Annotated in this window: 8 protein-coding genes; 7 read left to right on the plus strand and 1 reads right to left on the minus strand. The window is 55.5% G+C overall.

Annotated elements, in window-relative coordinates; all coding sequences use genetic code 11:
- Nucleotides 1-24: 24 nt before the first annotated feature.
- Nucleotides 25-1,200, minus strand: coding sequence for an acetyl-CoA C-acyltransferase (locus PMYSY11_RS04040; protein ID WP_150548378.1), 1,176 nt, complete (start codon nucleotides 1,198-1,200; stop codon nucleotides 25-27).
- A gap of 184 nt (nucleotides 1,201-1,384) precedes the next feature.
- Between PMYSY11_RS04040 and PMYSY11_RS04045 the strand changes: the two genes are divergently transcribed.
- The 7 genes from PMYSY11_RS04045 (at nucleotide 1,385) to PMYSY11_RS04075 (ending at nucleotide 12,661) form a co-directional block, all read left to right on the plus strand.
- Complete coding sequence (locus tag PMYSY11_RS04045) at nucleotides 1,385-3,067, plus strand: fatty acid--CoA ligase (RefSeq protein ID WP_150548379.1); 1,683 nt, start codon at nucleotides 1,385-1,387, stop codon at nucleotides 3,065-3,067.
- A gap of 232 nt (nucleotides 3,068-3,299) precedes the next feature.
- Entirely contained in the window at nucleotides 3,300-5,264 is a 1,965-nt protein-coding gene (locus PMYSY11_RS04050) for a DUF1302 domain-containing protein (RefSeq protein ID WP_150548380.1), read from the plus strand.
- Nucleotides 5,265-5,293: 29 nt separating this feature from the next.
- On the plus strand, nucleotides 5,294-6,667 hold the full coding sequence (locus PMYSY11_RS04055; RefSeq protein WP_090515187.1) for a DUF1329 domain-containing protein: 1,374 nt from the start codon (nucleotides 5,294-5,296) through the stop codon (nucleotides 6,665-6,667).
- 332 nt (nucleotides 6,668-6,999) lie between these two features.
- Nucleotides 7,000-9,735 (plus strand): winged helix-turn-helix domain-containing protein, encoded by a 2,736-nt coding sequence (locus tag PMYSY11_RS04060; protein WP_150548381.1) that lies wholly within the window; start codon nucleotides 7,000-7,002, stop codon nucleotides 9,733-9,735.
- 205 nt (nucleotides 9,736-9,940) lie between these two features.
- Nucleotides 9,941-10,882, plus strand: a complete 942-nt coding sequence (locus PMYSY11_RS04065; protein WP_150548382.1) for an alpha/beta fold hydrolase — start codon at nucleotides 9,941-9,943, stop codon at nucleotides 10,880-10,882.
- Between the two features lie 349 nt (nucleotides 10,883-11,231).
- Nucleotides 11,232-11,876 (plus strand): MBL fold metallo-hydrolase, encoded by a 645-nt coding sequence (locus PMYSY11_RS04070; RefSeq protein WP_069902079.1) that lies wholly within the window; start codon nucleotides 11,232-11,234, stop codon nucleotides 11,874-11,876.
- 125 nt (nucleotides 11,877-12,001) lie between these two features.
- Nucleotides 12,002-12,661: a YiaD family glycine zipper/OmpA-like lipoprotein gene (locus tag PMYSY11_RS04075; protein ID WP_069902080.1), complete on the plus strand. Its 660-nt coding sequence runs from the start codon at nucleotides 12,002-12,004 to the stop codon at nucleotides 12,659-12,661.
- Nucleotides 12,662-12,724: the final 63 nt, after the last annotated feature.

The following is a 12,724-nucleotide window of genomic DNA, read 5'->3' on the forward strand; positions in this document are numbered from 1 at the left end:
GTTGCGCGGTGGTCTTGAGTCGGCTTAGATCAGCTCGATGGCCACTGCAGTGGCTTCGCCGCCGCCGATGCACAACGAGGCAATACCGCGCTTGCCACCGGTGTTTTTCAGCGCGTTGATCAGCGTGATGATAATGCGCGAACCTGTCGAACCAACGGGATGGCCCTGAGCGCAAGCGCCGCCATAGATGTTGACCTTGGCGTGATCCAGACCGTGTTCACGCATGGCCAGCATGGTTACCATGGCGAAGGCTTCGTTGATCTCGAACAGATCAACTTCATCTTTGTTCCAGCCGGTTTTCTTCAGCAGATTTGTCATCGCGCCAATCGGCGCCAAGGTGAATTCGCTCGGGTCCTGGCTCTGCGTTGCGTGGGCAACCACTTTCGCCAGCGGCTTGAGGCCACGCTTGGCCGCTTCCTCAGCGGTCATCATGACCAGTGCCGAAGCGCCGTCTGAGATCGAGCTGGCGTTGGCTGCGGTGATGGTGCCGTCTTTCTTGAAAGCAGGGCGCAAGCCTGGAATCTTGTCGATGTTGGCGTTGTGCGGTTGCTCGTCATCCTTAACCACCACGTCGCCTTTACGCGAGCTGACGGTGATCGGCACGATCTCGGCATTCAGTGAACCGTTCTCGATTGCCGTTTGCGCACGCTTCAGAGACTCGATGGCATAGGCGTCCATTTCTTCGCGGCTGATGCCGTATTTGTCGGCTGTGTCTTGCGCGAAAGAGCCCATCAAACGGCCGGTACGGGCGTCTTCCAAACCATCAAGGAACATGTGATCCTTGATTTCTCCGTGGCCCATACGCAGGCCAGTACGGGCTTTTTCAATCACGTAAGGGGCGTTGGACATACTCTCCATGCCACCTGCAATCATCACCGCGTTGCTGCCGGCTTTGAGCTGGTCATGCGCAAACATCACGGCTTTCATGCCGGAACCACACAGCTTGTTGATAGTGGTGCAGCCCGAAGAAGTCGGCAGGCCAGCGTTCAGCGCCGCTTGACGCGCAGGGCCTTGTTTAAGACCCGCTGGCAGAACGCATCCCATTACCACTTCTTCGACATCGGCGGCTTCAATACCGGCACGCGTGATGGCTTCGCGAATGGCAGCTGCTCCCAGGTCTACGGCAGAAACGGTTGAAAGGCTGCCCTGAAAACCGCCCATTGGAGTACGGGCGCCGCTGACAATAACGATCTCGGACATGTCGCTAACCTCTTGCTGTTTATTCTAGGTTTGTGAATAAGGTGATCGAGTAATTCTACATCGTGACTAGAAGTGGTCATAGGGTCACGTTCAAATCATTCTTTTGGCTGATTTGTTCGCTACGCCCGCTGACTAAAGTCGATTAATGATGAACTGACGACATTCATTCCTACAGGTGCCAGCAATGCTACAAACAAAAATAATTCCGGCAGTGGCTAATGCCCATCAAAATCCACTTTTGGTCAAGAGCCTGCTTCTGTCTGGGGCGCGCTACGAGAAAACCCGTGAAATCGTCTACCGTGACCAAGTGCGCTACAGCTACGCGACCCTCAATGAGCGGGTTGCCCGCTTGGCTGGTGCGCTCACAGCGGTAGGCGTGAAAGCGGGTGATACCGTGGCGGTGATGGATTGGGACAGCCATCGCTACCTTGAATGCATGTTTGCAATTCCCATGCTCGGCGCGGTGCTGCATACGATCAATATTCGTTTGTCGTCCGAACAGATTCTTTACACCATGAACCACGCCGAAGATAAGTTCGTGCTGGTCAATACCGAGTTTGTCGATCTCTACAACGGCCTGGCCGATCAACTGACCACGGTCGAAAAGACCGTGTTACTGACGGATACCGACACCAAAACCGCCAACTTGCCGGGCTTGGTGGGCGAGTACGAGGAATTGTTGGCCGCTGCCAGCCCGACCTACCCGTTTGAAGACTTTGACGAGAACTCGGTTGCAACCACGTTCTATACCACCGGCACCACCGGTAATCCCAAAGGCGTATTTTTCTCCCATCGCCAACTGGTTCTGCACACCATGTCGATGGCCAGTACAGTGTCCAGCCTCGACAGCATTCGTCTGCTCGGCAATGACGATGTGTATATGCCCATCACCCCAATGTTCCACGTGCACGCGTGGGGCGTGCCGTACGTGGCGACCATGCTTGGGGTCAAACAGGTTTATCCGGGGCGTTACGAGCCGGAGATGCTCTGCAAGCTGATTCGCGACGAGAAGGTCACGTTCTCTCACAGCGTGCCGACCATTCTGCAAATGCTGCTTAATACCCCAAGCGCCAAGGATTATGATTTTGGTGGCATGAAAATGATCATCGGCGGCAGTGCGCTTAACCGCTCGGTCTACGACGCCGCTAAAGCACGGGGCATTCAACTGACGGCTGCTTACGGCATGTCGGAAACCTGCCCGCTGATTTCGTGCAGCTATTTGAACAGTGAAATCCGCTCCGGCAGCGAAGACGAGCAGATCACCTATCGCATCAAAGCTGGTGTTCCAGTGCCGCTGGCCGAGGCGGCGCTTATGGACGGTAACGGTAACCTGTTACCGCATGACGGTGAGACCCAAGGCGAGCTGGTGTTGCGAGCGCCTTGGCTGACCCAGGGTTACTTCCGTGAGCCGGAGAAGGGTGAAGAGCTGTGGGCGCATGGCTGGATGCACACCGGCGATGTGGCGACCATCGACGGCATGGGCTTCATCGACATCCGCGACCGAATCAAGGATGTGATCAAAACGGGTGGGGAGTGGCTGTCGTCGCTTGAGCTGGAAGACCTGATCAGTCGCCACCCGGCAGTCAGCGAAGTCGCAGTGGTCGGTATCCCAGATCCACAGTGGGGTGAGCGCCCGTTTGCCTTGCTGGTCCTGCGCGCAGGCAGTGAGCTGGATGCTAAAGGTCTTAAGGAGCACCTCAAGCCATTTGTGGAGCAAGGCCTCATTAACAAGTGGGCGATCCCGACGCAGATCGCGCTTGTTACCGAAGTACCCAAGACCAGTGTCGGCAAACTCGACAAAAAGCGCATTCGTGCCGATGTCGTCCAGTGGCAGGCGGCTGGAAGCAGCTTCCTTTCTACGCTCTAGATCACAATTACGTGCGATAAATCGAGCAATTACCAATTCAAACAAGCGTTTGGCTTGGTAATTGCTGTTTACTGGTAACACTCGTGCGGCTTTGGTGCTTTTTTATCCGTCGAAACACTTGAGCCAGAGTCTCTAAAGGGTCATAAATCACACTTTAGGGGGATCAATCCGTTGTACCTGCTGGATATAGTCACATCACTCATAACAAAAATATGTACATGGAGTAGCGTCGATGACAACAACAAATATGTTCTGGCGCCTGGCAAAACTGCCATTGGCTGTCAGCCTCGCATCTACTATGGCAAGCCCGGCCTTCGCCATTAACTTCAACATTGGTGAAATTGAAGGTCAGTTCGACTCCTCGCTCTCTGTGGGCGCTAGCTGGTCGACTGAGAGTGCCGACGAGAACCTGATTGGTGTGAATAATGGCGGTATGGGCCTTTCACAGACATCAGACGATGGTCGTCAAAACTTCAAGAGCGGCGAAACCTTCTCGAAAATCTTCAAGGGTATTCACGACCTTGAACTGAAATATGGCGATGGCGGTGTGTTCGTTCGCGGTAAGTACTGGTATGACTTTGAACTGAAGGACGGTGACCGTCCGTTCAAGGACATCGACGACAGCAACGCCAAAGAAGCTGCCAAATCTGCCGGCGCGCAATTCCTCGACGCCTTCGCTTATTACAACTACGCCATTGGTGATCAGCCAGGTACTGTGCGTTTGGGTAAGCAGGTGGTCAGCTGGGGTGAAAGTACCTTCATCCAGAACTCGATCAACTCGATCAACCCGGTCGACGTTTCTGCATTCCGTCGTCCAGGCGCCGAAATCAAGGAAGGTCTGATTCCGGTCAACATGTTCTATGTGGCTCAAAGCCTCACTGAGAACCTGTCGATGGAAACCTTCTATCAGCTGGAGTGGGATCAGACCGTTATTGATAACTGCGGTACGTTCTTCTCCCAGCCAGACGTAGTGGCTGATGGCTGTGACGGCAACCTGGCAGTACTCAACCCGGCGTTGGCTGGTGTGCAAGGTTTCTCTGCTGCAAATGGCGGCGGCTACACCACTACCTCTGAAGGTGTGATCGTTCCACGTGGTGGTGACCGTGATGCGCGTGATGACGGCCAGTGGGGCGTGTCGTTCCGTTACTTCGCACCAGAGCTTGATACCGAGTTTGGTGCTTATGCAATGAACTACCACAGCCGCAACCCGATCTTCAGCGGCGGCGCTGCTTCACCGCAAACCTTCGCAGCCGCGCAGGGTGCAGTTGGCAGCTTGGCCTCTGCCTCTATCCAGCAGGCGTGTGCGGCTACTGGTGCATGTACCAGTGCGGCAGGTTTGGCTGCAGTGCGTCAGCAGGTACTGAGCTCGGCGGGCTTCAGAAGTGCTTCGCAGGGCTTGGCGTTCGCTACAGTTGCTGGCGCCAGTAACTATTTCATTGAATACCCGGAAGATATTCGTCTCTACGGCTTGAGCTTCGCCACCACTCTGCCTACGGGCACAGCTTGGAGCGGTGAATTCAGCTACCGTCCAAACGCACCGGTACAGCTCAACACTACCGATATTCTTTACGGCGGTATTACTCCGCTGAGCCCGAGTCTCTCACTCATCCAGGCCCAACCAGGCCAGGAAACTCCGGGCTACAAGCGTAAAGAAGTCAGCCAGCTGCAGACTACCTTCACCCACTTCTTCGATCAGGTAATGGGTGCAAGCCGCCTGGCAGTTGTTGGTGAAGTAGGCTGGACCCACGTGGGTGGTCTGGAAAGCACCAGCGAGCTGCGTTACGGCCGTGACCCGGTTTTTGGTCCTGGTCCATTGCCTGGCGGCACTTGCGAGACGCTTAACGCCAGCACTATTGGTACCTCCGGCTCGAACAACGGCTCGCGCTACTGCGAAAACGACGGTTTCACCACTACCGACTCGTGGGGCTACCGCATCAAAGCCATCTGGGATTACAACGACGTATTTGCGGGTGTAAACCTCAAGCCAAGCGTTGCCTGGTCGCATGACGTCGATGGCTACTCGCCAGGCCCAGGCGGTAACTTTGAAGAAGGTCGTAAGGCTGTCAGCCTGGGGCTGGGCGCTGAGTACCAGAACACTTACACCGCCGACCTGTCCTACGCCAGTTTCTTTGACGGCAAGTACAGCACCCAGTCTGACCGCGACTTCGTTGCGCTCAGCTTCGGTATGAACTTCTAAGTAGTCAGGAATAGAGGGAAATATTATTCATGAAAACAAAAACTAATTTACTTAAAAACAGTGCGATCGCACTGACGCTAAGCTTGCTTGCAAGCGGCGTAATGGCTGCCGTATCTCCTGACGAAGCGGCCAAGCTGGGCACTACCTTGACCCCGGTGGGCGCCGAAAAGGCGGGTAACGCCGACGGCACTATTCCAGCCTGGACAGGTGGTCTGCCGACGACTGCAGGCAAGGCCGATGACAAGGGTTTTCTGCCCAACCCATATGCGGGTGAAAAGCCGCTGTTCACCATCACTGCGCAGAACCTGGATCAGTACAAAGCCAAGCTGACTCCTGGCCAGTTGGCGATGTTCAAGCGTTACCCAGACACGTTCAAGATGCCGGTTTACACCACGCATCGTTCGGCTACGCTGCCAGCCAGTGTTCTCGCTGCGACCAAGAACAACGCCACCAACACCACGATGGTTGAAGGCGGTAACGGTCTGGAAAACTTCGAGGTCGCCAACCCGTTCCCGATTCCGAAGAACGGCCTGGAAGTTATCTGGAACCATATCACCCGTTACCGTGGCGGTAGCTTGAAGCGCCAAGTGACTCAGGCTACGCCGCAAGCTAATGGCTCGTACTCCATGGTTTACTTCCAGGACGAGTTTACCTTCCGTGACTCGCTGGCAGATTACGACCCAAGTAAGCAAAGCAACGTGCTGTTCTACTTCAAGCAGCGTGTGACTGCGCCTTCGCGTCTGGCAGGTAACGTACTGCTGGTACACGAAACCCTGAACCAGGTAAAAGAGCCGCGTCTGGCGTGGCTGTATAACGCCGGTCAGCGTCGCGTTCGTCGCGCCCCGCAGGTTTCTTATGACGGTCCGGGTACTGCGTCCGATGGTCTGCGTACCTCGGATAACTTCGATATGTTCAACGGTGCTCCCGATCGTTATGACTGGAAGCTGGTTGGCAAGGAAGAGAAGTACATTCCTTACAACGCCTACGAACTTGATTCGCCGAAGCTTAAGTACGACGACATCATCAAGGCAGGTCACATCAATCAGGACCTGACGCGTTATGAGTTGCACCGCGTATGGCACGTAACGGCGACCCTGAAGTCAGGCGAGCGTCACATCTACGCCAAGCGTGACTTCTTCATCGATGAAGACACCTGGCAAGCAGCGACCATCGACCATTACGATGGCCGTGGCCAACTGTGGCGCGTAGCTGAGGCTCACTCGCAGTACTACTATGATCACCAGGTACCGTGGTACACCCTGGAAACCCTGTATGACCTGGTTTCTGGTCGTTACCTGGCCCTGGGTATGAAGAACGAAGAGCGTCAAGCTTACGAGTTCGACTACAAGGCCTCGGAAAGCGATTACACTCCGGCAGCACTGCGTCAGTCTGGCGTACGTTAATCTGCAGGCAGCGCGGTCAGGTGCATAGCGCCTGATTTGCGCTGTTGATCAAGAAGAAACCTGCCTTGCGAGAGGCGGGTTTTTTTTCGTCTGCTAAATGGCGACTTTTACGCCTTGTTACATCTGCAGCGCCGCCGTTAATGGACCGTACTCAATGGCTCAGGCGAACGAAGCTTACCGCGTTCTGGTGGTTATTTGCGTCGATAACCGGCAATTGTGCGTTTAGGTTACGGGTTATCACTGCGGCGGGCTCTTCATTTAATCCTGGCAAATAGGTAGGCTGGTGCTGGCATCGTGTACGCTGGTTAATAAAGCCCCTAATAAAACGGCCAATGACTGACTTTTCCGACACCTTATTCGCTGTCCAACTGCCCTCGAAGACGGACGCTGCCCGATTTTATCGGCCGCCGCTGCCAGACGGGCATGTTGCGCGCGCGCATCTTTGCGAGCGTCTGCAGGAAGGCTTGTCGGGTCGTTTGTTGTTGGTCTCGGCGCCGGCCGGATTTGGTAAGAGTTCGCTGGCCATCGAGTTTTGCGAGTCGTTGCCTGAACAATGGCAGAGCCTCTGGCTGGGCCTGAGTCACCGTGATGTTGATCCGGGGCGATTCCTCGAGCGCTTGCTGCAAGGGCTGCGTCAGTTGTATCCGTCGATCGGTCGTGATGCGCTAAACGTCATGAAAATGCGCCAGCGCCATCAGCCGTTTCCTTTCGATGAATGGCTCGACAGCGTGTTGGATGAGCTGGCTGGTGCGCTCGATAGCGAGCAACCGTTGCTTATCGTGCTGGATGATTACCACCTGGCCCAAGGCGCGGTTCTGGATCACTGTTTACAATTTTTCCTCAGTCATATGCCGGGTGGCGTGGTGGTTTTGGTTACCAGTCGCCAGCGTCCGGATTGGCACTTGGCACGTTTGCGCCTGTCGCGTCAGATGCTCGAACTCGATGAGCAGGACTTGCGCCTGAGTCCGTCTGAGATCAGTCAGCTGTTAGGCAGTCATGGCGCATGCCTGCCGCCCGAAACCATGAATTCGATTGTGCAGCGCAGCGAAGGCTGGGTGGCTGGTTTACGCCTGTGGTTGCTGGCCGCGAGCGAGCATGCAGGCAACGAGGCCTATGAGCACGCGCCCGATGGCGGCCAGGGCCTGATTCGAGATTACTTGCTTGAAGAGGTTATCGAGAGCCAGCCCGCTGAAATTCAGGCTTTCCTGTACGACACCGCCAGTCAGGAGCGCTTCAGTGCAGCGCTTTGCGATGCCTTGCGTGATTCCCACGACAGCGCCCGGATTATTGATTACCTGAAAGCCCATCAGGTTTTTCTGGTGCCGCTGGATGATCAGGGCCAGTGGTATCGATACCACCATTTGTTCTCGGATTTGTTGCGTGCACGTTCGATGACCAGCCCCGGTGTTTCCCCGTCGAGCCTGCATTTGCGTGCCTGCCGCTGGTTTAGCGGCCAAGGCTTGCTGGATGACGCCATCGAGCAGGCATTACGCGCCGGCAACCCGGATGTTGCCGCGAGTCTGGTGCAAAGCTTGTCTGAGGAACAAATGCTCGGCGAGCAGAATGTTGCCATGTTACTGCGCTGGAAAATGGATTTGCCCGAGTCGCTGCTGGTCAGTTCGCCGCGATTGATTGTGTTGTATGGCTGGGCGCTGGCGTTAGGCTGCCAGCTGGAAGCTGCGCAAGAGTTGGCAGATAAGCTGAGCCGGTTCTTGCCGGCTGAAAATGCCCAGCAGCAAAAAAGTCTGCTGGCACAGTGGTTGGCTTTGAACGGCATCATCGCCCGTGGACGCGGCGAAGTGCCCGTGGCGATGGCCTATCTCGGTGAGGCCCTGCAAACGCTCGAAGCAGAGCGCTACGGCCAGCGTCTGCTGTGTCAGTCGGTGCAGGCCAATCTGCTGATTATTACCGGTGACTTGTGGCAGGCGCGGGCACTCAATCGCGAGGCGCTTGAACTCGCTCAACGCGTCGATAAGCCCCTGTTTGAAGCGCTTATCCGATACGACCGGGTGCGCATGCTGCAAGCACGTGGCGAAATATTACGAGCCCTTGATGAAGCCCACGACGGCTTGCAATTGCTCACGCGCATGCCTGCCAAGCGCCGTTATGCCGTGCGTGGCCGTTTGAAAATATTCGAAGGTTTCTTGCTGCTGCTCAGGCTTGAATGTGAGAAAGGCGTGAGCTGTATACGCGAAGGCATTGCCGAGGCCAGTGCCTGCCGGGACATGGGTGTTTTGATTGGTTATTGCGCGCTGGCCAATTTGTACGGACGTCAGAACAAAGTAACCGAGGCCTTTGCACTGCTGGCTGAAGCCGAGCGCTTGATGCACATCTGGGATATTCCGCCAATTTATTATCTGGCCATGATCACGCTGATCAAGTGTGAGTTGTGGTTAAAGCAGGGTCAGACTGAGCTTGCTGAGTCCTGGTTGCTGCGTATGGCGCAAACCTACAGCCGCGAAGGCGGTGCCACACCGCCTGAATACCATCCGCAATTACCGATGCATGTCGAGTTTCATCTGGCGTCTCTTGAGCGTATTCAAGGCAAGGTCGATGCTGCGCAGAAACGCTTGCGCCAACTGATCGTCACCGCTCCAGAGATGGGGGGGCATTTGCTCAGTCTGTTTGCCCAGGGCCAGTTGACGCTGCTGCTGCGTATGTCTGGTCAGGAGCTTGAGGCGCAGGCGCAGCTACGTGAATGTGTGGAGCAGTCCTCGGGTGGCGGTTTGCTGGCATTCAGCGAGCTACTCGTGCATCAGCCCAACTGGCTGCGCAAGCAATTGCTGCAGCTTGCAGAGTGCCCGGTGCGCGATGCGCTGCTGGCGCGAATTCCCCAAGGCGAGGAGCGGGTGAATCATGAGCAAGGTTCTGTCGAGACATTAAGCTCGCGCGAGCAAGCGGTGCTGCAATTGATTGCTCAGGGTTGCTCGAATCAGGAAATTAGCGAGCGTTTGTTTATTTCGGTGCACACTGTCAAAACGCATGCCCGGCATATCAACAGCAAGCTGGGGGTTGAACGGCGCACCCAGGCGGTGGCGTGCGCGAAAAGTCTCGGCTTGCTCGACTAGTGAACACCTGCAGACAGCCCATTAACCCCTTCAATTCAGCCATCTGAAAGTCGTGCCGTATACCGTAATGATTACCGGTTGGCATTTCTATTGCCGTGCAGTCGCTGGTCTGAACCTAGGTTAGGTTCAACTTGGCATGGCGCAATGCTCTGATTAGTCGATGTGCAGCGATTGATTACGCTGACGATCATTCAGAGGTGCTTGCATGTCCGCTTCCAGTCTCTCGCCGGTGTCACCTTTGGCGACTGGCATAACCCGTTTGGGCTTTGGCGCCTTGTCGCTGGATGAACTCATACGGTGTTACGGCAGCGCAGAAGACGGCTCGCAATACGTTGAACTGGATGGCTTCAATGTGCATTTTCGCGATCAAGGTGATCCGCAAAAACCGCCGTTGGTATTGATCCACGGCGTTGCTTCATCACTGCATGCATGGAATGACTGGCTGACTGAGTTGGCGGGCGATTATCGGGTTATTCGCTTTGACCTGCCGGGCTTTGGCCTAACCGGCCCGGCCAAGGATGGAGAGTATTCGGCTGAGCGGGTGCATCACATGCTCGGGCTGTTGCTTGATTACCTCAATGTCGAGCGCGCCTCGATTGCCGGTAGTTCACTGGGCGGATACATCGCTTGGACCTTTGCTGTGCAGCACCCCGAGCGAGTAAACAAGTTGATCCTGATTGATCCGGTCGGGTATCACATCGACAAAGTCCCGCGCCTCATGGCTGCTGCCAATATTCCCGGTTCACCCTTGCTGATGCCGGTATGGATGCCAAAAGCACTGATTGTGCAGGGGGTTCGCGAGCTTTACGGCGAGCCGGAAAAGATCAAACCAGGCACACTTGAACGCATTTACAACCTGTCTCGGCGCCCCGGCAATCGGCGTGCAATGATAGATGTATTCAGGTTGTTCATTCACGCCAATCGCGTGGAATTTCTCGACGTCTCTGAACGTATCTGCACGATCAAGGCGCCAGTCCTGCTGATGTGGGGTGCACAGGATCGCTGGGTGTCAGCCAATCATGTGTCGCGCTGGCAGAAAGACTTGCCGGATATTCAGGTGATTATCTATGCCGGAGTCGGGCATGTGGCCATGGAAGAAATCCCGCAACAAAGCGCTGCCGATGCGCAGCGATTTCTCAGCGAATAAGTCGTATACCGCTGTTTAGCACGATCATTTTCACTGCCTGGCCTTGCTCCCGGACAGTCGGCAACAGGTGATCGTGCTTTGCCTTGAAAGCCCCCTGAATAGCCTTTTGAGAGTAACTAAGCAGCGAATCCGCAGCGGCTTGAATGTATCGATCGCGATTCATTTTCAGCGCAGCCCAGCACGCGAATTCCGCACCACTGCACAGGGAGTTTATTGCTTGAGTCCACGTGCTGGTGCCCAAGCTCAAGCCCTAAAAGCAGGCGCAGAGCGTTGGTTGAGTGTGGTTGCCAGCCCATGCGCTGTTGGTGACACTGTGTAAAATAGGCCGTCACTAATACAGGAACCCCTCATGCAAACCGCGAAACCTGCGCTTATCCGCGAAACCTTCCCTGTCGGCCCTTTGCAGTGCAACTGCACGATTATCGGTGACCCCGTGAGCAAGAAGGCCATCGTGGTTGATCCGGGCGGCAACCCTGACGCGATCATGGCGCGGCTTGATGCGCACGGTTTGAAGGTGGTGAGCATTATTCACACCCACGCCCATCTCGATCACTTTCTAGCATCCGGGCAGATGAAAGAGCTGACCGGCGCAACGCTGCACCTGCACAAGGAAGATCAGTTTCTCTGGGACAATCTGGAGATGCAGTGTTCGATGTTCGGTGTGCCTTACCGGCCAGTGCCAGCGCCGGATCAATGGCTGACGGATGATCAGGCGCTCGACTGCGGCTGTGGTGTGGCGCTGCACACGCCAGGCCATACACCAGGCTCGATGAGCTTCTGGTTTCCCGAGGCCAAGCTGTTGATTGCCGGAGACACCCTGTTTCGTCGCGGCATTGGCCGGACCGATTTGTGGGGCGGAGATTCGGCGACTATTGAGCGCTCGATCAAGCAGCGGCTTTATACCCTGGATGAAGAGGCAACCGTTGTAACCGGTCACGGGCCGGATACCCGCCTGGGCGATGAGATGCGTGAAAACCCCTTTGTGCGTGCATGAGGTTAGCGCTTCACAGTTTGTTTGAAGGCTTTCTGATAGGCTCGGCGTCAGAACTTTAATGGCGTTTTGGAATCGACATGTTCAGGTCTTAGACCTGAAATAACACGTAAACAAAGGAACTACCGATGAACAAGTGGCGAAATCTGGCGATCTTAACAGCCGGAGTTACTATGCTGGCGGCGTGCACCAACAACCCTTACACAGGCGAAAGCGAAGCCGGGAAATCCGGTATCTACGGCGGCATTGGCGCTGTGACAGGGGCTGTTATCGGCGCGGCGACCTCAAGCAAGAAAGACCGCGGCAAAGGCGCATTGATCGGCGCAGCTGTCGGTGGCGCTGCGGGTGGTGGTTATGGCTACTACGTGGACAAGCAAGAAGCTCAACTGCGTCAGCGCCTGGTAGGCACTGGTGTTCAAGTGCAGCGTAATGGTGACCAACTGACGTTGATCATGCCGGGTAACATTACCTTTGCGACCAACTCTTCAGACATCTCCAGCAGCTTCTATCCAACGCTGAACTCACTGGTTACGGTTTTCAAAGAGTTCGATAAGAGCGGCATCAATATTGTCGGCCACACTGACAGCACTGGCTCGCTGGCGTTGAACCAGAACCTCTCCAATGCGCGTGCGCAGAGTGTTGCCTCGTACCTGTCTTCCAATGGCGTGGCGGGTAACCGCATTTCTGCCTACGGTGCCGGCCCTAATCAGCCGATCGCGAGCAACGCGACTGAACAAGGTCGTGCGCAAAATCGTCGTGTGGAAATTACCCTGCAACAAATGCAATAAGCGTATTGGCGCAGAAGAAAAGCTCCCGTTGGGAGCTTTTTTTTGGCCTTGATTCTTTGATAG

It is taken from the genome of Pseudomonas marincola (assembly GCF_900682675.2).
GTDB classification, from domain to species: domain Bacteria; phylum Pseudomonadota; class Gammaproteobacteria; order Pseudomonadales; family Pseudomonadaceae; genus Aquipseudomonas; species Aquipseudomonas marincola.

Excerpts from the sequence above, each read along its gene's own strand:
- PMYSY11_RS04070 (WP_069902079.1), top strand. The coding sequence starts at position 11,232 with ATGCAAACCGCGAAACCTGCGCTTATCCGCGAAACCTTCCCTGTCGGC.
- PMYSY11_RS04045 (WP_150548379.1), top strand. The coding sequence starts at position 1,385 with ATGCTACAAACAAAAATAATTCCGGCAGTGGCTAATGCCCATCAAAAT.
- PMYSY11_RS04075 (WP_069902080.1), top strand. The coding sequence starts at position 12,002 with ATGAACAAGTGGCGAAATCTGGCGATCTTAACAGCCGGAGTTACTATG.
- PMYSY11_RS04055 (WP_090515187.1), top strand. The coding sequence starts at position 5,294 with ATGAAAACAAAAACTAATTTACTTAAAAACAGTGCGATCGCACTGACG.
- PMYSY11_RS04040 (WP_150548378.1), bottom strand. The coding sequence starts at position 1,200 with ATGTCCGAGATCGTTATTGTCAGCGGCGCCCGTACTCCAATGGGCGGT.
- PMYSY11_RS04065 (WP_150548382.1), top strand. The coding sequence starts at position 9,941 with ATGTCCGCTTCCAGTCTCTCGCCGGTGTCACCTTTGGCGACTGGCATA.
- PMYSY11_RS04060 (WP_150548381.1), top strand. The coding sequence starts at position 7,000 with ATGACTGACTTTTCCGACACCTTATTCGCTGTCCAACTGCCCTCGAAG.
- PMYSY11_RS04050 (WP_150548380.1), top strand. The coding sequence starts at position 3,300 with ATGACAACAACAAATATGTTCTGGCGCCTGGCAAAACTGCCATTGGCT.